Source organism: Novosphingobium sp., from assembly GCF_030696665.1.
In the GTDB taxonomy this organism is placed as follows: Bacteria; Pseudomonadota; Alphaproteobacteria; order Sphingomonadales; family Sphingomonadaceae; genus Novosphingobium.
In genome coordinates this window covers 1-25,698 of the sequence record NZ_JAUYRV010000002.1, presented here as the reverse complement: position 1 = coordinate 25,698, position 25,698 = coordinate 1, and the positions used below count along the sequence as shown (strand labels likewise).

24 protein-coding genes are annotated in these 25,698 nt (G+C 62.9%); 19 read left to right on the top strand and 5 right to left on the bottom strand.

The window, feature by feature from the left end; translation table 11 throughout:
* The first annotated feature begins 247 nt into the window (after positions 1-247).
* The 15 genes from cofH (at position 248) to Q8R81_RS00105 (ending at position 15,369) form a co-directional block, all read left to right on the top strand.
* The gene (gene cofH / locus Q8R81_RS00175; protein ID WP_305615077.1) at positions 248-2,566 is read left to right on the top strand and encodes a 5-amino-6-(D-ribitylamino)uracil--L-tyrosine 4-hydroxyphenyl transferase CofH; all 2,319 of its coding nucleotides are present in this window, start codon (positions 248-250) and stop codon (positions 2,564-2,566) included.
* Between the two features lie 4 nt (positions 2,567-2,570).
* Positions 2,571-3,401, top strand: a complete 831-nt coding sequence (locus tag Q8R81_RS00170; protein ID WP_305614983.1) for an SDR family NAD(P)-dependent oxidoreductase — start codon at positions 2,571-2,573, stop codon at positions 3,399-3,401.
* Positions 3,398-4,054 (top strand): NADPH-dependent F420 reductase, encoded by a 657-nt coding sequence (gene npdG / locus Q8R81_RS00165; RefSeq protein ID WP_305614981.1) that lies wholly within the window; start codon positions 3,398-3,400, stop codon positions 4,052-4,054. Before Q8R81_RS00170 ends, npdG begins: the two co-directional genes overlap by 4 nt.
* 35 nt (positions 4,055-4,089) lie before the next feature.
* The gene (gene cofE, locus Q8R81_RS00160) at positions 4,090-4,833 is read left to right on the top strand and encodes a coenzyme F420-0:L-glutamate ligase (protein ID WP_305614979.1); all 744 of its coding nucleotides are present in this window, start codon (positions 4,090-4,092) and stop codon (positions 4,831-4,833) included.
* Positions 4,830-5,753: a 2-phospho-L-lactate transferase gene (gene cofD / locus Q8R81_RS00155; RefSeq protein ID WP_305614977.1), complete on the top strand. Its 924-nt coding sequence runs from the start codon at positions 4,830-4,832 to the stop codon at positions 5,751-5,753. The genes cofE and cofD overlap by 4 nt, the downstream gene beginning before the upstream one ends.
* Entirely contained in the window at positions 5,750-6,319 is a 570-nt protein-coding gene (cofC, locus tag Q8R81_RS00150; protein ID WP_305614975.1) for a 2-phospho-L-lactate guanylyltransferase, read from the top strand. The genes cofD and cofC overlap by 4 nt, the downstream gene beginning before the upstream one ends.
* A gap of 81 nt (positions 6,320-6,400) precedes the next feature.
* Positions 6,401-7,321 carry a TIGR03619 family F420-dependent LLM class oxidoreductase gene (locus tag Q8R81_RS00145; RefSeq protein ID WP_305614973.1) on the top strand — a complete coding sequence of 307 codons (921 nt, stop codon included), beginning with the start codon at positions 6,401-6,403 and terminating at the stop codon, positions 7,319-7,321.
* Between the two features lie 72 nt (positions 7,322-7,393).
* On the top strand, positions 7,394-8,197 hold the full coding sequence (locus tag Q8R81_RS00140; protein ID WP_305614971.1) for an SDR family NAD(P)-dependent oxidoreductase: 804 nt from the start codon (positions 7,394-7,396) through the stop codon (positions 8,195-8,197).
* Positions 8,194-9,291: a phosphotransferase family protein gene (locus Q8R81_RS00135; RefSeq protein ID WP_305614969.1), complete on the top strand. Its 1,098-nt coding sequence runs from the start codon at positions 8,194-8,196 to the stop codon at positions 9,289-9,291. Before Q8R81_RS00140 ends, Q8R81_RS00135 begins: the two co-directional genes overlap by 4 nt.
* A 15-nt stretch (positions 9,292-9,306) precedes the next feature.
* Positions 9,307-10,341 (top strand): LLM class flavin-dependent oxidoreductase, encoded by a 1,035-nt coding sequence (locus Q8R81_RS00130; RefSeq protein WP_305614967.1) that lies wholly within the window; start codon positions 9,307-9,309, stop codon positions 10,339-10,341.
* A gap of 2 nt (positions 10,342-10,343) precedes the next feature.
* Positions 10,344-10,739, top strand: coding sequence for a nuclear transport factor 2 family protein (locus Q8R81_RS00125; protein ID WP_305614966.1), 396 nt, complete (start codon positions 10,344-10,346; stop codon positions 10,737-10,739).
* Positions 10,739-12,109, top strand: a complete 1,371-nt coding sequence (locus tag Q8R81_RS00120) for a phosphotransferase (protein ID WP_305614964.1) — start codon at positions 10,739-10,741, stop codon at positions 12,107-12,109. Before Q8R81_RS00125 ends, Q8R81_RS00120 begins: the two co-directional genes overlap by 1 nt.
* A gap of 55 nt (positions 12,110-12,164) precedes the next feature.
* Positions 12,165-13,388 carry a cytochrome P450 gene (locus tag Q8R81_RS00115; RefSeq protein ID WP_305614963.1) on the top strand — a complete coding sequence of 408 codons (1,224 nt, stop codon included), beginning with the start codon at positions 12,165-12,167 and terminating at the stop codon, positions 13,386-13,388.
* Positions 13,385-14,161 carry an SDR family NAD(P)-dependent oxidoreductase gene (locus Q8R81_RS00110; RefSeq protein WP_305614961.1) on the top strand — a complete coding sequence of 259 codons (777 nt, stop codon included), beginning with the start codon at positions 13,385-13,387 and terminating at the stop codon, positions 14,159-14,161. The genes Q8R81_RS00115 and Q8R81_RS00110 overlap by 4 nt, the downstream gene beginning before the upstream one ends.
* A gap of 137 nt (positions 14,162-14,298) precedes the next feature.
* Complete coding sequence (locus tag Q8R81_RS00105) at positions 14,299-15,369, top strand: hypothetical protein (protein WP_305614959.1); 1,071 nt, start codon at positions 14,299-14,301, stop codon at positions 15,367-15,369.
* A gap of 18 nt (positions 15,370-15,387) precedes the next feature.
* Here Q8R81_RS00105 and Q8R81_RS00100 read toward each other — a convergent pair whose 3' ends face one another.
* The 4 genes from Q8R81_RS00100 to Q8R81_RS00085 are packed head-to-tail and all read right to left on the bottom strand — an operon-like array spanning position 15,388 to position 19,727.
* Positions 15,388-16,014 (bottom strand): glutathione S-transferase family protein, encoded by a 627-nt coding sequence (locus Q8R81_RS00100; protein WP_305614957.1) that lies wholly within the window; start codon positions 16,012-16,014, stop codon positions 15,388-15,390.
* Positions 16,015-16,026: 12 nt separating this feature from the next.
* On the bottom strand, positions 16,027-17,403 hold the full coding sequence (locus tag Q8R81_RS00095; protein ID WP_305614955.1) for a phosphotransferase: 1,377 nt from the start codon (positions 17,401-17,403) through the stop codon (positions 16,027-16,029).
* Entirely contained in the window at positions 17,400-18,032 is a 633-nt protein-coding gene (locus tag Q8R81_RS00090; protein WP_305614953.1) for a glutathione S-transferase family protein, read from the bottom strand. Before Q8R81_RS00090 ends, Q8R81_RS00095 begins: the two co-directional genes overlap by 4 nt.
* Positions 18,033-18,035: 3 nt before the next feature.
* The gene (locus tag Q8R81_RS00085; protein ID WP_305614951.1) at positions 18,036-19,727 is read right to left on the bottom strand and encodes an FAD-dependent oxidoreductase; all 1,692 of its coding nucleotides are present in this window, start codon (positions 19,725-19,727) and stop codon (positions 18,036-18,038) included.
* A gap of 180 nt (positions 19,728-19,907) precedes the next feature.
* On the opposite strand from Q8R81_RS00085, the gene Q8R81_RS00080 reads away from it, so the two are divergent.
* From Q8R81_RS00080 to Q8R81_RS00065, 4 genes are all read left to right on the top strand, one after another.
* Entirely contained in the window at positions 19,908-21,128 is a 1,221-nt protein-coding gene (locus Q8R81_RS00080) for a cytochrome P450 (protein WP_305614949.1), read from the top strand.
* Between the two features lie 103 nt (positions 21,129-21,231).
* Entirely contained in the window at positions 21,232-21,816 is a 585-nt protein-coding gene (locus Q8R81_RS00075; RefSeq protein ID WP_305614947.1) for a TetR/AcrR family transcriptional regulator, read from the top strand.
* 137 nt (positions 21,817-21,953) lie between these two features.
* Positions 21,954-23,564, top strand: coding sequence for a GMC family oxidoreductase (locus tag Q8R81_RS00070; protein WP_305614946.1), 1,611 nt, complete (start codon positions 21,954-21,956; stop codon positions 23,562-23,564).
* Positions 23,565-23,572: 8 nt separating this feature from the next.
* Positions 23,573-25,060 carry an aldehyde dehydrogenase family protein gene (locus Q8R81_RS00065; RefSeq protein ID WP_305614945.1) on the top strand — a complete coding sequence of 496 codons (1,488 nt, stop codon included), beginning with the start codon at positions 23,573-23,575 and terminating at the stop codon, positions 25,058-25,060.
* A 26-nt stretch (positions 25,061-25,086) separates the two neighbouring features.
* Here Q8R81_RS00065 and Q8R81_RS00060 read toward each other — a convergent pair whose 3' ends face one another.
* Positions 25,087-25,581, bottom strand: a complete 495-nt coding sequence (locus Q8R81_RS00060) for a tyrosine-protein phosphatase (protein WP_305614943.1) — start codon at positions 25,579-25,581, stop codon at positions 25,087-25,089.
* Positions 25,582-25,698: the final 117 nt, after the last annotated feature.

Here is a 25,698-nt window from a genome sequence, read left to right as displayed (position 1 = left end):
GCGCTGTTGACCGGTCTGACGCTACTGGCAATTGAGACAAGCAGCGCGGCGCGTTTCGGGTTATGGCCCACTCCCTATCTTTTGGCGGGTCTGCAGCCGAGAGCACTCCTGCAAACCGGAGCACAGGCGGACGTTGCGTAGCGTGAATCGCCAAAGGATCGGGAGCGGAATGCATGGTGCTTGGGATGTGGAGCCTTTGGTGCAGTTCGCCAATTCGGCCACTGCCCTGCCTGCGCGAGGGCCGGTGATGGGCATTTGGCAAGATCGAAGCGCCAAAGCAGGGCAATTGCTGGCCGCGTTTGAGGCGGCGCCGCTGGTCGCCTTGACCAGCGCGGCGCAGGCGCTGACGCTTGAGGGTCATGGCGCGATCGTGACTTATTCACGCAAGGTCTTCATTCCGCTGACCAAATTGTGCCGCGATGTTTGCCATTATTGCACGTTTGCGCAAACGCCCGCGAAAGCTGGCGCGGCCTACCTCAGCCGGGATGAAGTGCTTGCGATTGCGCGCGCTGGCGCGGCGCTGGGCTGCCGCGAGGCGCTGTTCACGCTGGGGGACCGTCCCGAGACGCGCTATCCCGCCGCGCGCGAGGCGCTGGCTGCACTGGGGCATGAGACGACGCTGTCCTACCTTGCCGAAGTGGCGGCGCTGGTGTTCGATGAAACCGGCCTGCTGCCCCACCTCAATCCCGGACTGATGGACGCTGCCGATTATGCGGCCTTGCGCCCGCATTCGGCATCAATGGGGATAATGCTGGAATCGGCATCCGACCGGCTGTGCACGAAGGGTGAGGCGCATTTCGGTTCGCCGGACAAGGAGCCTGCGCGCAGGCTGGCCTCGATTGCGGCGGCGGGCGAGGCCGGGGTTCCGTTCACCACCGGGCTGCTGATCGGTATTGGCGAGACGCGGCTGGAGCGGATCGAGGCGCTGCTGGCGATCCGCGATCTGAACGACAAGCATGGCCACATCCAGGAAGTGATCATCCAGAACTTCCGTGCCAAGCCCGGCACCAAGATGGCCGACCGCGCAGAGCCGACGCTGGAAGACCATGTCTGGACGATTGCGGCGGCGCGGTTGATCCTGGGTGCGGAAATGACCATTCAGGCACCGCCCAACCTGCATGACCGGTCGGCATTGGGCGATCTGATCCGCGCCGGGGTGAACGACTGGGGCGGGGTGTCTCCACTGACGCCCGATCACGTCAACCCCGAAGCGCCGTGGCCGCATCTGGAAGTGCTGGCCGATGCCACTGCCGATGCCGGGCGCGCTTTACGCCAGCGACTGGCGATCGGCCCGCGCCATGCCCAGCAAGCGACGCGGTGGTGCGATCCGCGCATTGCGCCTGCTGTGCTGCGTGCAGTGGACGGGCGCGGCCTGCCCAAGGACAGCGACTGGGCAGTCGGCCACGGCGATGCCGTGCCGGAACTGGCCCCTGCACCCGCCACGGCGGCAATTGCGCGCATTCTTGAGCGGGCGAGCGACGGCGAGCGGCTGGATGAGGCAGCGATAACCAAGCTGTTTACTGCCGACGGCGACGACTTTGACGCGGTATGTGCGCATGCCGATGCCTTGCGCGCAGAAGTGGTTGGCGAGACGGTGACATATGCGGTCAACCGCAACATCAATTATACCAACATCTGCCTTTATCGCTGCGGGTTCTGCGCCTTTTCCAAAGGCAGCACCAAGGCGATGCGCGGGCCTGCCTACCGGCTCGATTTTGCCGAGATAGGACGCCGTGCGGCCGAAGCGGTGGAGCGCGGCGCGACCGAGGTTTGTCTGCAGGGCGGCATCCATCCTGATTACGATGGCAACACCTACCTTGATATCGTGGCGGCTGTGAAAGCGGCTGCGCCCGGCATTCATGTCCACGCGTTTTCGCCGCTGGAAGTGATGCACGGCGCACGGACGCTGGGGCTTTCGCTGGAAGATTTCCTGACGCGGTTGAAGCGCGCAGGGCTTGCAACACTGCCGGGCACGGCGGCGGAAATCCTTGATCCCGAAGTGCGCGACATCCTGTGCCCGGACAAGGTTACCGCACACGAATGGCTTGAAGTGATGCGCGCGGCGCACAGCGTGGGACTGCGCACCACGGCGACGATCATGTTCGGCCATGTCGAGCAATATCGCCACTGGGCGCGCCATCTGGCACAAGTGCGCAGCTTGCAGGAGGAAACCGGCGGGTTCACCGAATTCGTGCCGCTGCCGTTCGTCCATATGGAAGCGCCGATCTGGCGCAAGGGGCTGGCCCGGTCCGGTCCGAGCTATCGCGAGGCTGTGCTGATGCACGCCATTGCGCGGATCGTGCTTCATCCGGTGCTGACCAACATTCAGGTATCGTGGGTAAAGCTGGGACCGGAAGCGGCGGCGGCCGTGTTGGCGGCAGGCGCAAACGACCTTGGCGGCACGCTGATGGACGAATCGATCACGCGTGCGGCAGGCGGGGTCAACGGGCAGGAATTCGGACCTGCCGAAATGATCGCACTGGCGCGCAGTGCCGGACGCCCGGCGCGCCAGCGCACGACACTTTATGAATTGGTGCCGGACAATCATCCGGCGATGACGGAGTAATACAATGGTTGATCTGAGCCGTCCGCTTGAGGGCAAGGTTGCGATTATCACGGGCGGCGGCAGCGGCATCGGTCGGGCTACGGCCAAGATGTTTGCCGCGCGGGGCGCCAAGGTGGCGATCACCGGGCGCACTGAATCGAAGCTGGCAGGCGTTGTCGCCGAAATCGAGGCGCTGGGCAGCCAAGGCCTCGCCATCGGCATGGACGTTACCGACGAAGCATCGATTGCAGCGGGCATCGCGCGCACGGTCGAAACCTTCGGCAAGCTGGACATTCTGCACAGCAATGCGGCGCAGACGGGCGCGATGTTTGAAGATGCCGCGATCACCGATATGACCGTGGAATTCTGGAACAAGGCATTCGCCACCAACCTGACCGGATCGATGCTGGCGGCCAAGCACGCGATCCCGCACATGATCAAGCAAGGCGCAGGCTCGATCATCTTTACCGGATCCGGCAAAGGGCTGGCAGGCGATCTTGATTATCCGGCCTATGGCACGACCAAGGCCGGGCTGCTCGGCCTCTCGCGCTATGTCGCCACGCAATATGGCAAGCAGAATATCCGCGCCAACGTGATCGTGGTGGGGCTGGTGATGACCGAGGCGCTCGACGAGAACCTGCCGCCCGAGGCGCAGGCGCTGATGAAGGAGCACAACCTTGTGCCGTTCCTCGGCTCGCCCGATGACATTGCAGAAGTGGCGGCGTTCCTCGCGTCTGACCAGTCGCGGTATATCACCGGGGCTTCGATTGTGGCCGATGGCGGGTTTACCGCGCACTCGGGCGTCTATGCCGATATGCAGCGCTTCATGGCGCACGCTGCGGCAGGTGCGGCATGAGCGGGCAGGTCATTGGCATTATCGGCGGCACCGGCAATCTGGGCGCGGCGATTGCCTGGCGTCTGGCGCGCGCGGGCCGGACGGTCCTGATCGGATCGCGCAAGGCTGAAGCGGCGCAGGAAAAGGCAGCTGAACTGGGCCACGGCCTTGTCGGCATGGCCAATGCCGATGCGGCGGCGCAGGCCGATCTGATCATCGTGACCGTGCCGTTTTCGGCACAGGAAGCAACGCTGGCCGACATCAAACCGCATGTGGCGGGCAAGATCGTGGTCGATACCACAGTGCCGCTGGTGCCGCCCAAGGTGATGCGCGTGCAATTGCCAGCCGAAGGATCAGCAGCGGTCCGCGCACAGGGCCTGCTGGGCGAAGGCGTGACGATGGTTTCGGGCTTTCACAATGTGGCCGCGCACAAGCTGGCGCAGGACATCGATGTGGGCTGCGACGTGCTGGTGTTTGGCGATGACAAGGCCGCACGCGCCGAAGTGGTCGCGCTGGCAGATGCGATGGGCCTGCGCGGATTGCATGCAGGGGCACTGTGCAATTCCGCCGCAGCCGAGGCGATGACCTCGATCCTGATTTTCATGAACAAGACCTACAAGGTTGACGGCGCAGGCATTCGCATCACAGGAGAACTGATCCCTCCTGCTGATTGAGTGGAGGAATCCGACTCTTAAGGAACGCGTGCGAAGTGTCTGCAATCGAGATCATTCCGCTATCCGCCATAGGCGAGGTGAGTCCGGGTGAAGACCTGATCGCCACGCTGAGCCGGGCGGTGGAAAGCGCGGGCACGCAGCTTGGCCTGCGCGATGTTCTGATCGTGACGCAGAAGATCGTGTCCAAGGCCGAGGGGCGGTCGGTTGCTCTGGCAGATGTGGTGCCGGGGGCCGATGCGCTGAAACTGGCCGACGTGACGCGCAAGGATGCGCGTCTGGTTGAACTGGTCCTGCAAGAATCGACCGATGTGGTGCGCGCGGTGCCCAACGTGCTGATTACGCGGCACAAGCTGGGGCTGGTGATGGCCAATGCGGGCATTGATCGATCAAACATCGGTGCGGGGAATGACGAGCGCGCGCTGTTGCTGCCTGTCGATCCCGATGCATCGGCAGCGCGGATTTCGGCTGCGCTGGGATGCCCGGTGGTGATTTCCGACAGCTTTGGCAGGCCCTGGCGCATGGGCGTGGTGGCCGTCGGCATCGGTGCGGCAGGGCTTCCCGCCATCGATGACCGGCGCGGCCTGCTTGACCGCGATGGGCGCAGGCTGGAGGTGACGCAGATCGCCGTGGCCGACCTGTTGGCAAGCGCGGCAGCGCTGGTGATGGGTGAGGGTGGCGAGGGGATTCCCGCCGTGATCGTGCGTGGCTATACCGTGGCAGGTGCGGCGCGCCCTGCGTCTGATCTGACGCGACCTCTGGCCGAGGATCTGTTCCAGTGAAAGTGACAGTACTGACCGGCGGCGTGGGTGGGGCCAAGGTGGTGCTGGGGCTGCTGCGCATTTTGCCCGCAGCCAACGTGACCGCCATCGTCAACACCGGCGACGATTTCCGTCATCTGGGCCTGCACGTGTCGCCCGATATCGACACACTGCTTTATACGCTCTCGGGCAAGGCCAACCGCGAACAGGGCTGGGGCCGCGAGGATGAAAGCTGGAGCTTCCTGGATACGTTGCGCGATCTTGGCGGACCGGACTGGTTCCAGCTGGGTGACCGCGACGTGGCTCTGCATGTGTTGCGCACCGCGCGGCTTGCGGCAGGGGAGCAGTTGGACGCGATTACGGCCGATCTGGCGGTCCGTTTTGGCATCGCCGCTACGATCCTGCCGATGGCGAATACGCGTGTGGCAACGCAGCTTGAGACGGACGAGGGCTTGTTGGATTTCCAGCACTATTTCGTGGCGCGGCGCTGTGTTCCGCGCGTGAGCCGGATCCGGTTCGATGGGGCAGAGGCTGCGCGGCCTGCTCCGGGTATATTGGAAGCCATCGCTGGGGCCGATGCAGTGTTGGTGGCGCCGTCCAACCCGTTCCTGAGCATCGATCCGCTGCTGGCAGTTCCCGGCATTCGTAGTGCTTTGGCGATCACCAAAGCGCCAGTCGTGGCGGTATCGCCGATCATCGGGGGCAAAGCGGTGAAGGGGCCGACCGCCAAGCTGATGGATGAACTGGGCATCCGCCTCGCCAATGCGTCCATCGCCGCGCATTATGGCGATTTCATAAACGGGCTGGTGATCGATCAGGGCGACGATGCGCCGCTTGGCATCACCATTGCGCGGACTGACACGCTGATGTGCGACGATGATGACAAGGCGCGGGTGGCACAAGTGGCGCTTGACCTTGCCGCCAGCATTGCAGGCCGGTGATCTGGACCGCCATCGTCCCGCTGAAGGCTGCAGCGGAGCGCAAGACCCGTCTGGTGGGAGCCTTGGGCAGTGCGGAAAAAGCGGCGCTGGCTGAAGGCATGGCGGATCATGTGATCGCCACGCTGGCGGGCGTTCCGGCCATCGGCGCGATCCGCGTGCTATCACCTGCACCGGGCGACATTCCGGGCACCGTATGGGAGCCGGACCACGGTGAGGGCCTGAACGCCGAACTGGACCGTGTCTGCGCTGTGCTGGCGGGCGCGCCGGTGTTGATTGTCCACGCCGACCTTCCGCTGCTTGGTGCCGACGATGTGACTGCGCTGATCGCGGCGGCGCAAGTTGCAGGCGCAGCGATTGCGACTGACCGGCATGGCACAGGCACCAATGCGCTGGCCATGCGGGCGGCGGCGTGCGTCGGCTTCGCGTTCGGGCCGGACAGTCTGGCGCTGCATCTGCACCGTCTGCCAGATGCCACCGTGGTGCGGCGCGAAGGGTTGGCCATCGATATTGATACGGCGGACGATATTGCCGCCGCGCGAGGTGCCCTTCCTTTCGGAAGGTGGTGAGCGCGGGGCCTCTGCGCATGATCCTTTTCGCAAACAGCAAGGCTCCGATCAGGGGCAACGCGAGCCGGCGGAGGACAGACGATGAAGCTCAACATGGGCGTTCCCAATTCCATGCACGTCAAGGCGATGGTGCAGCCGTGGGAATTTGCGCTTTCGGGGGCCGACGTGGGCGACCTGATTGCCGAAGGCGATGCGCTGGGCTTCAACAAGTGCATGCTGGGCGAACACTTCGTGATCCCGCCCGAGCATTATGACCTTTCGGGCTATCACTATTTCCACGTGGTCGTGGCGCTGGGCTATCTTGGCGGGCGCACCAAGAACCTGCGGCTGTCGTCTTCGGTTTCGATCCTGCCACTGCAAAGCCCGATTGTGCAGGCCAAGGCTTGGTCAACACTCGACTGGTTGACCGGGGGGCGGGCCGAAGCGCTGTTCGGGGTGGGCTGGCTCAAGGACGAATTCGACATGCTTGGCGTGGATTTCCACAAGCGCGGGCGCATGGCGGACGAATATCTGGCCGCGATCATCGAGCTATGGACGTCCGATAGTCCCACGTTCGAAGGTGAGTTCGTCAATTTCAAGAACGCAGGCTTCGAACCCAAGCCGATCCAGCAGCCGCGCATTCCGATCTGGCTGGGTGGCGATGCCGAACCGGTGCTGAAGCGCGTGGCCAAGTTCGGCGATGGGTGGTCGCCGTTCCGCACGCCGCCCGAAACCTTTCCTGCCTGCATCGACCTGATCAAGTCGCAGCCTGAATACGATGGTCGCCCCATCGAGGTGTTCTTTGCGCTCGAAATGCTGAACGTGGGTGCGCATCACGAAGTGATGGATGATCCGCGCGCGCCGGGAACGCGCGATCCGCAGAAGATCATCGACCAGATTGGCTGGCTCAAAGACCTCGGCATTACCGAAACCATCGTGCCGTTGCCGCCGGGTATCACCGACAAGTCGGAATATATCGAACGGCTGCGCTGGGTGGCCGAAGAGATCATGCCCAAGGTCTGATTTTCACAACAATCTGGACGGCCACGGTGGAGAAAATCGCCGGGCGTCCGTCATGGAAGAGGATCACCACGCATGAACAGGTTTGACGGAAAGGTCGCCTTCGTGACCGGCGGCGCAGGCGGCATCGGCAAGGCCGTGGTCGAGCGCCTGATCGACGAAGGCGCGCGCGTTGCCGTGACCGACATCTTTGGCGATGCGGCCAAGGACGTGGCCTCTGCCTATGGTGACAGGGCGGCTGGTTTTGCGCTGGATATCGGCGACGAAAACGCGGTCAAGACTGCGATCGACGGCACGATTGCCGCGTTCGGGCGGCTTGATGTGCTGGTCAACAATGCCGCGCTGACCGATATGGCCACGATGATGGGCGATACCAACGCCGTGACCATCCCCAACGATGTGTGGGAGCGCACGCTGCACGTCAACGCAACGGGGTATCTCTATTGCTGCCGTCACGCGATCCCGCACATCGCGGCGGCAGGCGGCGGGGCGATCGTGAACCTTGCTTCGGGTTCGGGGATGCTGGGCGATTCCGCGCGGATTGCCTATGGCACGTCCAAGGCTGCGGTCATTTCGATGACGCGCTATATGGCAACGCAGCACGGTGGGCAGAAAATCCGCTGTAATGCAATTGCGCCCGGCCCGATTGTCACGCCCCATTCGCGCAAGGTGGCGGGCAAGGAATTTGACATCATCGCACGGCACATGCCGATGGGTGAACTGGGCGAGCCGGCTGACATTGCCGCGCTGGTGGCGTTCCTCGGGTCGGCTGAATCACGCTATATCAACGGGCAGGTCATCGTGATCGATGGCGGAATGTCGGCGCACCATGCCCATGTGATGGATATGATGGATTACGCCGCCGGACACCAGGGGTGAGCGCGGGCTTGGCCACAGCGCGCGGCTATCCCGCGCGGGAGCAGCGGCTGCCGACAGACCTTGCGGCGGTGGATGCTGCCTGGCTGCAGGGTGTATTGCGCCATCGCTATCCGGGAATCGCGATTACCGCGATGGAAGTGGTCGAGATCATTCAGGGCCACACCACCAAAGTGCGCGTGGCGGTGACCGGACCTGATCCGGCGGTGCTGCCGGGGCGGCTGTGCCTCAAGTCCAACTGGTCTGGCAGCCCGCTAAGCGGCGAGGCCAATGTCAACGAGGCGCGGTTCTATAAGGACTTGTGCGAAGGCCTGCAATTGCCAGCGCCGCACTGTTTTTATGCCGACTGGGATGACGATGCAGACGGCAAGCAGGGCTTGCTGGTGCTGGAGGACATGGAGGGCTGGGACGGCAAGTTCGGCACGTCGGCCGAACCGATCACGATTGATCAGGCGATGCGCGGAGTGGCGGCGCTGGCCACGCTTCATGCCAGCACATGGGGCGATCCCCGGCTGGATGCGGCAGGCTGGTTGCAGCGCGCGATGGCCCCCGATCATGCAGGCGACGATTATTGGGCGATGATGGCCGACCACTACGACAAGGTGAACCGCCTGCCCGAACGGGTGGCCATCTTCCCCGCTTGGTATGCCGAAAATCCGCAAAAGCTGCGAGAGGCTTGGCTACAACTGTGCGCACACGACTTGGCCGATACCGCGCCGCTATGCCTCGTCCACGGCGATGCGCATTTGGGCAACAGCTACGGCTTGGGCGATGGCGGGCGGCTGTTCCTCGATTGGCAGATCGTACGCAAGGGCCATCCGTGGCGCGATTACAGCTATTTTGCGGCGGGATCGATTACGATTGCCGACCGGCGCGCAGGTGAGCGCGATTTGCTGAAGCATTATCTGGCAGTGCTGGCGCAGCACGGCATCGCCATCGATTTCGACACCGCGTGGACTGAGTATCGCCGCTGGATCGTGTGGGGGCTGGTGTCATGGCAGTCCAACATCAATCCCAAGGAAGCCACACTGCCGTCGCTCGAACGGTTTTGCGTTGCCGCCAAGGATCTGAAAATCGACGAACTTTATGACGTTTAGGAACGAGGCCGGGGCATGACCGCAAGCGAACACATCTGGGCGCAACTGCCACCCCTGCCCGCCAAGCAGCTGGTGGCGGCAGTGGAGCGGTATGAATCCGCCGGGCTTGAAGGCATCTGGTCGTCGCAGACATTCGGCGCGCCGTTCCTGCCGCTTTCTGCCGCGGCTGCGGTCAGCGAGAAGCTGAAGCTCGGGACCGGCATCGCGCTGGCCTTCGTGCGCAGCCCGCTGGAGACGGCGTGCAACATCATGGATCTGGACACGATCAGCGGGGGGCGCGCGATTTTGGGGCTTGGCTCCAGCGCGCAGAGCCTGACCGAGGGTGCATTCGGATCGACCTATGGCAAACCGCTGGCACATATGCGCGAAGTGATCGGCCTGATCCGCGCCATCGTTGCCAAGGGGCACACCGGCGAACTCGGCGTGCTGGAGGGCGAATATCACAAGCTCGACCTGACGCATTTCCGCACGCTTTCAGCCCCCGTGCGCACTGAAATTCCGATCTTCCTGCCCGCCGTGTTTCAAAATGCCTGCGAAATGGCAGGCGAAATCACCGACGGCCTGCTGGGCCATCCGTTGTGGAATGCACAGTGGATTCGCGATGTGGCAACGCCCGCGTTGAAGCGTGGACTGGACAAGGCGGGGCGGCAACGCAGCGCCATTACGGTCAACCTGCAAATGTTTGTGGCGGTAAACCCGGATAAGCGCGAGGCGATAAACGATGCGCGTGCCAATATCGCGTTCTACAGCCAATCGCCGCAGTATCTGCGCTATTTCGATGGCATCGGTATGGGCGATCCGGCGCGCGCCTTGCAGGCCTGCTTTGCCGCTGGCGATCTTGCCGGAATGGTTGCCGCCTGCACCGATGAGATGGTCGAAAGCATCGCGCTGGTCGGCCCCAAGGACGAAGTGCTGCGCCGCTTCCACGAACGGGTGGAACACGCCGACGCCTGCACCCCGGTTATTCCGCATTACGGGCTGGAACCCGACAAGATCGCCTATTACACGGCCGGCATCGCCGACCTGTTCTATGGCAATGGAAAGGTCTGACGATGACTGACGTCGAAGCGAACAAGAACGTAGCGCGCCGCTATATGCAGGCAGTGGTCGATGGCGATATTGCCACGATCGAGGCGCTGCAGCATCCCGATTGCACATGGTGGATTTTGGGTTTTGGCGACATGTCGCGCCAGGCCTTCATTGACAGCGTGCGTGACGGGCTGCTGACCGCGAACAGGCGCGTGGCCGACATCATCGGCATCACCGCCGAGGGTGACCGGGTGGCGGTGGAAGTGCGCGGGGAAATGACCTTCCCCAACACCGTCTACCGCAACGAATATCATAACGTCCTGATCGTGCGTGATGGGCTGATCGTTTCGGGCAAGGAATATATGGATACGCGCGCGGCTGCTGCTGCGTTCGCGCCTGTTGAAGGCGGGGCGGCGTAATGACTGAAGCAACCGGCGTTCCTGAATACGACGATGCCGCCGTCCAGCGCATCCGTGATTTTGTTGAAGCGACGATGGGCGGCACAATCGTGCGGATGGAGCAGCAAGTGCGCTGGCGTCCGGCGTGGTTTGCCGATGTCGAGGTGGGCGGCAAGCTGGTTGAGCTGCACTTGCGCGGTGACCGCACCGGCGACGTGGCGATCTTCCCCGACCTGAAGCGCGAGGCGGACATTATCCGCGTGTTGCATGCCCAAGGCATTCCGGTGCCGGAAGTCTATGGCTATCTGGCCGAGCCGCCATGCATCGTGATGGAATCGATCAAGGGCACGCGCGATCTTTCGGGCCTGGCGCCTGAAGAACAGAGCATGGTAGGGCGCGAATACATGACGGCGGTGGCAGCGATGCACGCACTGCCGGTGAGCGCGTTTGCCGACGTGGCTGACATGCACGTGCCACAGGGCGCCGAAGAGGTCGCGCTGGTCGGCCTCAATACCTACATGCCGCAGTATCTGCGCACCAAGAAGCGGCCCGAACCACTGCTGGAATTCGTGATCCAGTGGATCCGCCGCAATGTGCCCAAGCACCGCACCCGCGCCGCGTTCATCCAGTTCGATTCCGGGCAGTTCCTTGTCCACGACCAGCGCATGACGCAACTGTACGACTTTGAATTCAGCATGATCGGCGATCCGATGGTCGATCTTGCGACAATGGGCATGCGCAACACGATCGAGCCGATGGGCGCGCCGCTGGCCGAGCTTTATGGCTATTACGCCGAGGCCAGCGGCGAGCCGGTAGATCATGATGCGGTGTTGTTCCATGTGCTGCAGTTCTCGCTGCTGGGCACGATGCAGTTTACCGGCACGGTCGCTGATCCGCGCCCGGCCGATCCGCATTCGGTCTATCTCCAATTCGATCTGGCGCTGCGCCGGTCGATCCTGCTGGCGCTTTCAAAGCTGACCGGCGTTGCCCTGCCCGAACTGCCGCCACTGGTTGAGCGGACCGGCGACAACGCCACACTGATCCGCAAGCTCACCGACACGCTTTCGGGCTTAGCGCCCAAGGATGCGGTGGCCGAAGGGCAGAAGGGGCAGGCGGCGGAACTGATCGAATGGGTCGGCCGCGCGGATGCCTATGGCGCGGCGATGGTGGCGCAGAACATCGCCGAGGTAAGCTCATTCCTGGGGCAGGACTTTGCGCGCTGGCCCGATGCTGAGGCGGCGTTGGAAGCCTTCGTGCTGGCGGCTGGACCGGATCAGGACGCTGCTTTGCTGACCCTGCTGGGGGCAATCGAAGGGCGGCGGTTGCAGGTGTTTGGCCCGACGTCGATTGGTGAGGCCGCGCTGCACGTGCGCCTGCCGCAAGGGGTGTGACGCGATGACCGGCAAGCCATCTGCGACAAGCGAAATTTCCCGCGATTTCGCCGCCGTGAGCAGCGTTTACGGGACCGATACCCAAGACCCGCACGCTGTCTATCGCGAGGCCCGCAAGAATGAGCCGATCATGGTCGGCGATATTCTGGCCAAGTGGAACGTGCCCTCGCAGGCGGACTATTCCAATCTTGGGCGGCAGGTCTTCACGCTGTTCCGCTATGACGATGTGCTGCAGGTCTTGCGCGATCCCAAGACGTTCACCAGCACGCTGTTGCAGGAGGGGCTGGGACAATTCCTTGGCGGGTTCCTGCTGACGGGTATGGACGATGCGACGCACAAAGTTGCGCGCAAGCTGCTGGCACCGGCGTTTTCGCCCAAGGCGATTGCCGGGTGGAAGACGTTGCTGACGCCCGTCGTGGCCGATGCGGTGGCCAAGCTGGAACCGCGCGGCAAAGCGGAGCTGATGGAAGACCTTTTGCTGCCGCTGCCGGTGCGGCTCATCTACGAAATCATCGGGTTCCCCAAGGACGAGGCGAAGACGCAGGAATTTGCCGCGCGGGGAATGCGCATTCTGGTGGGGCCGCAGCGCGATCCGGAAAAGGCCAAGGCCAGCATGGCCGCTGCTTTTGCCGCCGCGCGGGAACTTTATGACGATACGCTGGAGGTGGTGCGCCAGCGCCGAGCCGAAGGATCGGTGGGCGAAGACCTGATCGGCTATCTGCTGCGCGCCGAAGCGGACGGCGAAAAGTTGGACGATGCACACATCACCGAGTTGATCCGCCAGATGCTGCCCGCCGCCGCCGAAACCACGACGCGGTCTTTCGGCAGCATGCTGGTTGCCCTGCTGGAACGTCCGGCGTTGCTGGCGCGCATCCGTGAGGATCGCTCACTGGTGGCCAAGGCGGTGAACGAGGGGATGCGCTGGGAAACCGCGTCGCAGTTCCTCGCCCGGCAGGCTGCGGTGGACGTTGAGTTCCACGGCGTGAAGGTGCCTGCAGGAGCGGCGCTTTCGCTGTGTACGGGATCGGCGAATCGCGACGAGATGGTGTTCGATAACCCGGACGAATTCGACATCGACCGGCCGCAGAAGATCAATGTCGGCTTTGGCGCGGGCGTCCACATGTGCCTGGGGATGCCCGTGGCCAAGACCGAGATGGAGGCGATGCTCAACGCATTGCTCGATCTGCCGAACCTGCGGCTCGATCCCGAACAGCCGCCGCCGGTCATCGTCGGCGCACAGTTGCGCGGCCCGCGCGCTTTGCATGTGGTGTGGGGATGAGCGGGATCTACAGCGGCAAGGTCGCCCTCGTCACGGCAGCGGGCGCCGGCATCGGCATGGCGACGGCAGAAGGTTTTGCCCGGCGCGGCGCGCGGGTGATGCTGTCGGACATCAACGCAGAAACGGGCGAGGCGACCACTGAACGGCTGCGCGCCGAGGGGCACGACGTGCGGTTCCTGCGCGCCGACGCTACCAAAGAAGACGACGTCGTGGCGCTGGTGCGTGGCACCGTGGCGACGTTTGGCGGGCTAAACATCGCCGCGAACATCGTCGGCGACGCGCACCGCGATGCATCTGGGGCGGACTTTCACGAACAGAGCCTTGAATCGTGGGAGCACACGCAAGCGGTGAGCCTGCGCAGCGTGTTCCTTTCGATGAAGCACGAGATTGCGTACATGATCGAACACGGCGGTGGCGCGATCTGCAACGTCACGTCGCTGGCGGGATTGCTGTATGTTGGCGCTGCCGGGGCTGCTTACGCTGCATCCAAGGCAGGCGTGGTGCGTCTGACCAAGTTTGCCGCCGTGTCCTATGCCGACAGGGGCGTGCGGGTGAACTGCATCGCTCCGGGCGTGACTCCGACCGAGGCCTATAACAAGGCGGGGCCAGAGATGGGGCAAATGGTGATCGACCACCTGCTGCCCAACCAGCCGATCCGGCGAGTGATTGCCACGTCGGAACAGGCCGATGCGATTGCGTGGCTGTGCAGCGATCAGGCGGCGATGGTGACGGGCCATGTCCTGCCGGTCGATGGCGGCTGGACCGCGCAGTAATCGCAGCGCCACCATGCCCACCCCGCTGCGACTAAGTTCGCCTTTGGCTCACTAAGTCTCGCTCCCCTCCCGCAAGCGGGAGGGGCTGGGGGTGGGCCTGCAGCGTGTGGATAAAAATCAACGTGGGAGACAAGGCCATGCGTTTGCGGATCATTCACTGGGCGACAGGGCACACCGGCAAGATGGTCATTCGCGCCACCGCAGAGCGTCCGGACTTCCTGATCGTCGGCGGATTTACCTATAGTCCTGACAAGGCAGGGCAGGACATCGGCAACGTGGCGGGCATTGATCCGCTCGGCGTGGCGCTGACCAATGACCGTGAAGCGATCCTGGCGCTTGAGGCCGATTGTGTGCTGTTTCTGGCAGGCGCTGAAAACGACGTGCCGGGTAGCATCGCCGACATTTGTGCGCTGCTGGAATCGGGCAAGAACGTGGTGACCACGGCGGCCAACTTCATCTATCCCAAATCGCTGGGAGCTGAAGTGGAAGCACAGCTAGGCGCCGCCTGCGCCAAGGGCGGCTCCACCTTTCACGGGCTGGGCATCATGCCGGGGTTTCTGGCGGAATCCGTGCCGCTTTATCTGGCGCGGTTGTCACGCCGGGTGGACCGGATGGTGGCGTCCGAAACGCTGATGTACGACAAGTATCCCAGCACCTACCAGATGTTCGACCTGATGGGCTTCGGCTATGCGCCAGATGATCCTACACCGGCCTTTGCCAATGTCGAACTGGTGGGCGAAACGTGGCGTCATTCGGGCATGCTGGTGGCCGATGTGCTGGGCCTGCCGATCGACCGGATCGAGAATTTCCGCAATGTGGCGATCACCCCGCGCGACCTGCACGTTGCCGCAGGCACGATCCGGGCAGGGACAGTTGGTGCGATGAACTTTGGCGTGCGGGTGATTTCGGGCGGGCGCGAGCGCATCGTATTGCAGCACTTTACCCGCATGGCCGAAGACCTTGCCCCCGAATGGCCGCAGGGGCACGGCTGGCTGATCGATCTGGAAGGCGAGCCGACGATCAATGCGCGAATTGACATCGGATCGGACAGCGTGATGCCAACCGACGATGCCTGCATGGCGACCGCGATGCATGCGATCCACGCCGTTCCCTATGTGGTGCAGGCAAAGCCTGGCATCATGCTGCTGACCGATGCGCCACCTCTGGCGGGCACCGACGCGTTTCATCAGGCTGCGCCAGCGGCCTGAACCGAGACGCGGTTTCGATCATGATGCATAGGCATACTCGCCGCCGTTTTCGATAGCAGCGCGGAACGCAGGGCGGGCGTGGAGCCGCGCAAGCCAAGCTGCCATATTGGGATATGCCGTAATGCCGATCAACGCGCGCGCCAGTTCGGCAATGAAGCTGACCTGGATATCGGCAGCGCTGAAGGCATCGCCCACCAGATAATCATGCCCTTCAAGTGATTGTTCAATGTAGCCCAGCACGCCGGTAAATTCGGCGTCGGCGCGCTGATCGAATTCAGTGCCCGCAAGCCCTGCCGCCAAACCATAGACCTTGAGCATGATCGGGGTGGTGCCGATGGACACCGCAATGTTCATCCACTCAAGGTAGCGCAGCAGGTCCGGGCTGTCGTTGGCCGGAGCCAGCGCGCCATTGCCGTGGCGGCGCAGAATGAAATCGATGATCGCGCCGGATTCCACGATGGTGCCGTGTTCGGTTTCGAGCGCCGGGGCCTTTCCGATGGGATGCGCCGCTTTCAGCGCGGGCGGACCCATCCGGGTTTCGGGATGGCGTTCGTGGTGGACCACCTCGAACGGAAGGCCAAGTTCTTCGAGCAGCCAGAACACACGGAACGAGCGGCTGTGGTTGAGGTGATGAAGCTTCAGCATCGGAAGGCATCCTTATCCGGCGACGCGGCGCGGGTAGGCATTGGGAAACACATGATCCAGTGGCGAAAGGCCGCGCGTAACGATGGGACCGGGGTAATCGCGCAGCAATTGCAACCGGCGCATCTGGCGACGGTGGAAATAGCGCACCAGCGCGTGGTCATGGTCTGGGCTGGCCAGTTCAACAAAAGCATCAAGCTGCGCTTCCAGCGTAGCCGCGTCAGCTTCGGCAATCCCGAGAATGTCGCGGGCATCGTCCAGTTCTGCTTGCGCAATGGCGTCGCCGCTTTCGGCAATGCGCTGCAAGTAAAACGCCAGGGATTGCGCGGGGTGCTGGCGGAAGAAGCCTTCGGTGGGCAGCGTTCCGCACTGCACGGCCAGATCGCGCCACGCATTGGCATCGCGCGGGACAATGCTTCGCACTGGTTCCGCCGGATCGAGCGCGTAGCCTTCACCCTCGGCAATGGCTTCAAGCGCGGCGCGGCTGGTGCCCATGCCCCATGACAAGTATTCGACATAGGCGGGGTGAGGGCTGACCTTGCGGAAGGTCGCCTTGGTCATCATCGGCACCGCGATGAACAGCAGCACGGTGTAATAGGTCAGGACCGGCCAGTCGATTTCGTTGCCGCTGTCTTTGACATAGCGAGCGAACATGGCGGCCACATCGCTGATCGGCTCGTTGATATCGCGCACCCGGATGGATGCGAGATCGGCAATCGGGTCGCCCAGCTTGGCCAGTTCCAGATCGTAGAATGCGGTGACGCGCTCTCCATTATGGAAGAACTGCGGGGCATCGCCGATCAGCACCGCGTTGCTGTTGCGGTGCAGCGGCAAGTGGCGGTGCAGCCAGCCGGTGACGAACCGCAGCAGTGCGTCGGGCTGGTCCTCTGCTTCATAATGGCTTTCGGCCAAGCGCAAATAATCGAGCGCCACCGCCTCGGGCGTTTCCGCAGCAGTTAAACCGGCTGCCAAAAACGGCTCAATATCAAGCGCGTGCACGTTGGCAAGATAGCCCGCATAATCCTCAACCATGCGCTGCACCGCCGGGTTGCCATCAATGTCGCCCAGAAACGGCGTGTCAGCCATGTGCGCCATCACGATGGCTTCGGGATCGCTGCACCAGCCGTAGATATGGGGCACCGGAATGCCGTTTTGTTCGAACAGCGCCAGTACGTCGTACTCACGGCGCAGCGGACAAATGCCAAGGCCGCTGGCGCGATCCCCGCGCACGTGCAGTTCCAGCACTTCTGCTCCGCGTTCAACCGTCACTTGCCACGATGGCCGCCAGCGCGGCAGGCGTTCGAACGCGGTGATCGTCCCACCGATGTTCTTGGCCAACCACGCGCGGACTTTTGCTTCGTCCTGCGTTGCGGCAGCTTCCTCGGCCGTCATGCTGCATCCTCACGGTCCACGATCGCTCGGCAGCGCTGATAGCCGGGGCGCGCTTCCATACGTTCGACATAGGCGGCGATATGCGAATGGCCTTCCACATCAACCGGCACGAACTGGCGCGTCATCGTGAAGGGGAACGTCATCATCACGTCGGCGGCGGTAAACTGTTCGCCTGCCACGAACGGCACTTTGGCAAGCCGCGCATCGGTGAACGCCATCAATTGCGCGATGCGGGCGCGGGCATTGACGCGGAACGGATGGTCTGCCTCGATTCCGCCGAATTGCGCCATGATCTCGCCCACCAGTGCGGGCATCAGGGTCGATTCGGCAAAGTGGAACCAGTAGAGGTATTGGGCATAGTCAGGAGAATCCGGCCCCAGCGCAAGCGCGCCGCCGCCTTGCGTGGTGGCAAGGTATTCGATCACGGCGCCGCTTTCGGCAATCTTTTCGCCGTCGATCCCGAGAATGGGTGAAGAACCCAGCGGATGCAGCGCCTTGAACGCCGGTTCTGCCTGCCACGTCTGCAAACGCTTGAAAAACTCGATATCGTAAGGCGCACCAAGTTCTTCCATGAGCCAAACCGCACGTTCCGAGCGGGAGCGTTCAAGCTGATAGATCGTGATGGTCATGGCTCAGGCCTCCGCGAGCGTGGGTTGGGGTGTGGCATGCTGTCCGGTCATGTGCAGGGCTGAAAGGTAGCCGTAGAGCAGCCCCCGCGTGTTCGCGATGCCGCTGTTGTAACCGCCGCCGATGTCGAGCCATGCGGCCGAATTGCCTGCAGCGTAGAGGCCGGGGATGGGCACATCGCTGGCATTCAGCACGCGGCCGTCGGTGTCGATCGGCAAACCGGCGGTGGGCACGCCCATTGTCACGCGCTCCAGCTTCACCGCATAGAACGGGCCTTTTTCGATAGGCCCAAGGTTGGGATTGAGCATACGCGGATCGCCGGTCATGATCCGGCCCCACGGCACGCTGCCGCGCGAGAAGTCCTCATCCATGCCGGTGACGCAGAACCCGTTGAAGCGCTTGACGGTGTTTTCAAGGCCCATCGCGTTCATGCCGATACGGTTCGCAAGTTCGCCCAGTGTATCTGCGCTTGTGGCCATGCCTTCGGACAGCGGCTGGCCGGGCCAGCTTGGCATGAGGCCGTATTTATCAAGCATGTTCTGATCGAACACGATCCACGCGGGCCAGTTCGGCTGGCCTTGCTCCTGCCCGTCGAACCGCCCGACCTTGGTGGCAACATCGGGATAGAACGCATCGTTTGCAAACCGGCGTCCGTAACGGTTGACGGCGATGCTGTGCGGCGCGCCTGGCAACCACATGCGGTACGAGGGTTGGCCGTAGATGGTCTCGGCGGGCACTTTGTAGCCTATGAAGATGGGGCTTTGCGCAGGCGCGCGGGCCGGGATGGCGATGGCACCGGCCTTTGCCGCCATGACGATGTGATCGCCTGTGACTGTCGGCGGGGCCATGCTGCCTGCCTGCGGTAGCGCATCAAACGCGCTTACGAACGCGGGCTTCCAGTCATAGCCGCCAGTGGCCAGCACGACGCCAAGGCGGGCACGGACGCGCTTTGTGCCGTGTTGATCGCGCAGGACAACGCCGGTGACTTCCCCGTCCTCGACGACAAGCTCGATCACTTCGGTGGAAGTCCGCATATCGACGCCCAGCTCGTGGGCGGCCAGCACTTGCGCTGCCGCAAGGCCAGCGCCCGCACAGCGTTCGCCCGCAGCGACATGGCGTTCAAGGCAGGCACCGACGTGCTCGCCGCCGTCCTGCATGGCAATCCATTCGTTGGACGTGGTGTAGCTGTAGCCATCGCCATAGGGCGACGTCAGCACGGTGTCGGCCAGATCGCCCAGCCGCTCGGCCTTGAACGGCAGCACTTCGACATAGCGGCCCTGGGCCTTCGATCCGGTGACCGATGGGTAGTAATAGTCCGGCAGGCCTTTCACCACAGTCATTTCGATGCCGATGGTGTCGGTCATGAACTGCAACGCCTCGCGCCCGCGCTCGATGAATACCTTGCGCCGGTCGGGCGTGGCGTAGCCTTGCGACAGGTGCATGAGGTAGGCATCGGCGGCGGCGTCGGTGTCGTCCATCCCGTCTGGTTCCTGCAGGTGGTTTGGTCCCAGCCACAGTTGCCCGGACGACAGCGCAGACACGCCGCCAAGCAGGTGGAATTTCTCTGCCACCAGCGCGCTTGCGCCCCGTTGCGCCGCCGTCAGTGCAGCTGACATTCCGCCCAAACCGGAACCCACGCACACGACATCGAAAACCTCATCCCACGGCACAGCTGTTCTCCCGGTATCAGGGAGCATTGGTGCGCGCGCGGCACGATCTGCAAACCTATCCTTGTCTAGGTCTGGGTGATCGTGATGCTGGTTAGAGATTGGCTGGCTGGCGACAGAGTTTGCGCTGGCGCTATTTCATTCGTGCGCGCTGTTATGTGTCCGACCAGCCGGTTTTAAGAATCGGCAGCCAAATTGAGGAGACCTGCCGTGGCTACTGCCCCCGCCGCAACGCGGCCCGCCCATGTTCCTGCGGAACTGGTCGTGACCCTGCCCCTGTATGCACGCAAGCGTGTAGACGAATGTCCGCAGGAGACGTTGATACCGCAGCTGCAGGCTACGCTGCCGCCGATCTCTTATGTCACCAACATCTTCCCCGGCGATCAGCCCGGCTGGCTGCTGACCAGTTATGAAGACACGATGACGATGCTGCGCGACCCGGACAATTTCACCAAGAACGGCATGGGCAAGTGGGCGCAGAACATCGGCGAAGACTGGCTTGTCATCCCGACCGAGGCTGATCCGCCGATCCACACCGCCTATCGCGCCGCCCTCAACCCCAAGTTTGCACCACAGAAAATGGCTGCCCTGCGCGATCAGGTGCGCGAGCGTGCGCGCGTGCTTATCAACCAGTTCAAGGACCGTGGGCACTGCGATTTTGTTGACGAGTTTTCCGAAAAGTACCCGATCAACATTGTGCTCGATCTGCTCGATCTGCCGCAGGACCGAATGGCCGAATTCCTCGAATGGGAAAAGGACATGCTCCACACCAACGACTGGCAGGTGCGCGGCGACGCCGTCAGAAAGGTGAAGGCCTATCTGATGGGGGTGATCGAGGAGCGCCAGAAGAACCCCGGCGATGACTACATCAGCCAGATCTTCGACAACGAGGTCGATGGACGCAAGTGGAACGTCACCGAGGTGTTCGGCCACTGCTTCAACCTCTATATCGGCGGGCTGGACACAGTGACTTCGCTGCTGGGCAACATCTTCTGCTTCCTCGGCCGATACCCCGAACGGCAGCGCGAACTGCGCGAAAAGCCGGGCCTGATCGTGACGGCAGTCGAAGAATTCCTGCGCGCCTATGCGCCGGTTACGGCATTCCGCATCGCGGCCAAGGAAATCGAAATCCGTGGCCAGAAGATCATGCCGGGCGAATATATCTCGGTGGCAACGCCGGTGACCGGTTATGATCCGACGTACTACGAACAGCCGGAACTGGTGCGGTTTGATCGCAAAGCCCCACATATCTCGCTTGGCGGCGGCATCCACAAGTGCCTGGGCATGCATCTGGCACGCATGGAACTGCAGATCGCGCTTGAGGAATTTCTGACCGCCTTGCCCGAATGGCGTATCAAGGACGGGTTCAAGGTTCAGTACTTTGTGGGCAACATCATGCATGTGCCCGAACTGGAGCTTCAGTGGGGCTGATGTTGGAAGGGGGCGCTGTCCATGCGCCCCCGATTGCCATTTTCCCGGCAGCCCGATACGGCACGATTGGCCAGTCGGACGGTGGAACGGGGTAAGAGGCGCAATGCGTAAGGACGCCGCACGCAATCGGGACCGTTTGATTGCCGTGGCTCGCGATTGCTTTCGTGCAGGTGCGGCCGATGTGTCGCTTGAGGATATTGCCATAAAGGCCGAGGTTGGCCGCAGCACACTGTTCCGCAACTTTGCAGATCGGCTCGATCTGATCCGTGCGGTACAGGCTGTTGAACAGCAAGCGATCGCCGAGGAGCGCGCGCGGTTGGGAGACCGACCCGATGCACTGTTCGGGCTGATGCGCACGGTTGCCAAGCTGACTTTCATCTACCGCGCGATGGACGATGCCCTGCTGGCCAGCCCGGCAGGAAAGGCGATGATGCTTCAGGCGTCGCGCGAAACGGCCGAACTGTTCACCGATCCGATTGCCCGCGCGAAAGCCGCCGGATTGCTGCACGCCGATGTGATGCCCGAGGACATCCTGATCGCCTGCAACATGATCGGCAGCGCGCAAGGCAGCGATTTCGAGACCAGCGACGCGGTGTTCGAGCGGGGCTTTGCCCTGATCCTGCACGGCATCGGCGGTCCCTGCCTTGCGATGGGTGAGCGTAACGAACCGATCCCACAAACCGATTGAGCCTGAACGCTATAAATGGGACTTGCAGTTCCACTTATAGCTTGCCAATGGTTCTTTACGGTTGAGGCGAATCGTCCCGGTGAGGACGGTCGCGTGCAGGCGCAGCCAATTGCTGCGCCGCAAGAGGATGGTTCCAGATGACGAACGCAGCAGCGGACTCCTATGATTACATTATCGTTGGCGCAGGCTCGTCGGGCTGTGTGCTGGCCAACCGGCTGTCCGCCGATCCTGCAACGCGGGTGCTGCTTGTGGAAAGCGGGCCCGACGATACCAGCCCGCTGATCGCCATGCCGCGCGGCATCGGCAAGCTGCTCGATCCGCGCAATCCGCACGTCTGGTCGTATGACGTATCGCCCGGCGGCAACAAACCCTCCGAAATGTGGCTCAAAGGTCGCGCAGTCGGCGGGTCGAGCGCGGTCAACGGCATGGTCTATATCCGCGGCGCGCCGATGGATTACGATGGTTGGGAACAAGCAGGTTGCACCGGCTGGGGCTGGAACGAGATCGGGCGCTGCTTTGTCGAACTGGAAGACCACGAATTGGGCGAGGCGGAATGGCGCGGGGTCGGTGGGCCGATCCACGTCAGCGTCCATCCCAGCCGCAATGGGTTGTGCGAAGCGGTGCTGACCGCCGCGCAGGAGATGGGCGTGGACCGGGTGGCCGATGTCAACGATGTCGATGTCGTGCGCGAAGGTGGGCTGGGCTACCAGACGCGCAACATCGACAAGGGCAAGCGCGTCAGTTCGGCCAAGGGCTTCCTGAAGGAAGCGCGCGAGCGGCCCAATCTGGACGTGCTGGTCGAAACCGACGTTCTCAAGGTCGAGATCGAAAACCTGCGCGTGACCGGGGTGACGCTGCGCGACAAGCGCGGCACGCGCTTCGTGGCCGCACGCGAGGTGATCCTATCGGCGGGCGCGGTACATTCGCCCAAATTGCTTCAACTGTCCGGCATCGGCCCTGAAGCGGTGCTGCGCGCAGCCGGAGTGCCGATGATCGTCGATTCTCCCGATGTGGGCCGCAACTTGCGCGAACACCGCTATGTCCAGACGGTGTACCGCGTGAAGGGCGACAGCATGAACCTGAACTATCAGGGGCTGGGGCTGCTCAAATCGGTGCTGCAATATGGCCTGTTCGCCAAGGGTGCACTGACGCATGGCGCGCACGAGGTTGGCGGTTTCGTGAAGACACGGCCCGATCTGGAGCACGCCGACGCGCAGATCGGCGTCAGCCTCTATTCGCTGAACCAGACCGATAAAGGTGTGGTGCCAGACAAGCATCACGGGTTGACGATTCTGGGCTATTTCACCCGACCTGAAAGCCAGGGCGAAGTGCGCATCCAGTCGGCCGATCCCGATGCAAAACCCTTCATCGACGCCAATCACTTTTCGGCCGAAATCGACCGGATAACCGCCGTTTCGCTGTTCAACTGGCTGCGTGCGCTGGGTCAGCAGCCCGCGCTAAAGCCGTGGATCGTCGAGGAGCAGTTCCCCGGCGACATGGTCAAGACCGACGATGACATCCTGCAGAACGCAGTCGCGCTTGGCGGCACGGCGTTCCACATCGCGGGCACCTGCCGGATGGGTGCGGACGAACAGTCCGTATGCGATCCGCAATTGCGCGTGCGCGGCGTAACCGGCCTGCGCGTTTGCGACACCTCGATCTTCCCGACGCTTGTTTCGGGCAACACCAATGCTCCCGCGATGGCCGTGGGTCTGCGCGCGGCTGAAATCATCCTCCAGACCCAGTGAGGCACCCCATGACCATTCCCTTTACCGATATTGACCGCCTGTACATCGACGGCGAATGGCACGCCGGTGCTGGCACCGAAGCTGTGCTGAACCCCGCCACCGAAGACGTGATCGGCGAAGCGCCAGTGGGCGATGCGGCTGCGGCGGAAGCAGCGATTGCCTCGTCCTACGACGCCTTCGAGAACGGGCCGTGGCCGCGCATGGCGCAGAGCGAGCGTACCGCGATGATGCAGAAGTTCCACGATGCCCTCTACGCCAAGCGCGGGCAATTGGTGGAACTGATCATCAAGGAAGTGGGCTGCGCGCAAGCCGTTACCAGCAATGTGCAGGTCGATGCGCCGCTGGAGCATTTGCAATCGGCGATCGATTATTCGCTGCGGGAAGAGCCGCGCCAGATCCCGGTGGCGTCCAATGCCAACATGATCAATCCCACCGGCCCGCGCATTCTGGGCGGCGGCACTGTGGTGCGCGAACCTGTGGGCGTGGTCAGCGGCATTACCGGCTACAACTTCCCGTTCCTACTGAACCTTGCCAAAGTCACACCTGCGCTGCTGGCAGGCAACAGCCTGATCCTCAAGCCATCACCCTTCACGCCCTATTCTGCGCTGATGCTGGGCCAGATCGCGGACGAAATCGGCCTGCCGCGCGGCGTGCTGAACGTGATTACCGGCGGGCCTGACGTCGGCACGAAGCTGACCACCGACCCCCGCGTAGACATGGTGACGTTTACCGGCTCGGAGGCCGTTGGCGCCGCGATCATGGGGCAGGCCGCGCCCACGCTGAAGCGCGTCCATCTTGAACTTGGCGGCAAGTCGGCGATGATCGTGCGTGAAGACGCCGATGTCGAGGCCGCTGCCACGATGGCAATCATGGTGCTTTCGGTGAACGCGGGGCAGGGCTGTGCGATCACCACGCGTTTCCTCGTCCACAATTCCGTCCGCGCGCGCTTTGTCGCCACGGCCAAGGCGGTTGCTGCACACTGGAAGGTGGGCGATCCGTCCGACCCCACAGTGCTGATGGGACCATTGATCCGCGAATCCCAGCGCGCCAAGGTTGAAAAGTTGATCCAGTCGGGCCGCGATGAAGGCTCGACACTGGTGGCGGGCGGCACCCGTCCGGCGGGGCTTTCCAAGGGCTTTTTCGTGGACATCACGCTGTTCGACAATGTCGACAACATGTCCACGCTGGCGCAGGAAGAAGTGTTCGGGCCGGTCGGCTGTGTGATCGGTTATGATACCGATGACGAGGCCGTGAAGATCGCCAATGAATCACGCTATGGCCTGAACGGCGCAATCATGACCGCCGATGCGGCCAAGGCTTATGAAATGTCGTTGCAATTGCGCACCGGCAACGTGGCGATCAACGGCGGCATCGGCAAAATGGCCTACGCCCCGTTCGGCGGCTACAAGCGCTCAGGCATAGGGCGCGAATACGGGCCGGATTGGCTGCGCGAATTCCAGCAGGAAAAAACGATTACGTACCCGGTCGGGCGCTGAATCGGTTGGGGTCTGGCTGGCCAAGCTTACGCTTCCACCAGGCGCTCGCGAATGGCGGCGATCTGGGCATCATCGAGGCCCAGCGCTGTCCGTGCGTAACCGGCAATCGAACCATGTCGCTCGGCCACACTATCCAGTGCGGCCTTGAGATAGGCGGGATCGGCACGCATCAGCGCCTCGCGCACATCGGGGGCCATCTTTTCGAACGGATGTTCACCATCGGTCAGCCCCATGCGGGCGGCGCGGTGCGTGCGCGTGAAGGCGTAAAGATCGACCGCCTTGTCGGTAAGCGCAAAGTCGGCAAGGATCGTGGCTTCGTCCACGCCCGCAAGGCCAAGAATGATCGCGGCGCAAAAGCCGGTGCGGTCCTTGCCTGCTGCGCAATGGAAAACGAGCGGCGTCTGGTCACCGAGCAGCGCGTCCAGAATGCTGCGCAACGGACGCGCGAGCCAGTCCTGCATGTCGGGATAAAACTTGATCAGCCACGCACGCAGTTCGGCCTCTGTGCATTGTAGGGACACGGATTCACGGTAGGCATCGACGTCAGGGGTAGCGAACTATTTGCGCAGGTTCTCGATGCCAAGTTCGCGCCATATCCAAGTGAAGTCGTAGGTGGCCATCGGGTCGTTCGCGTCGAG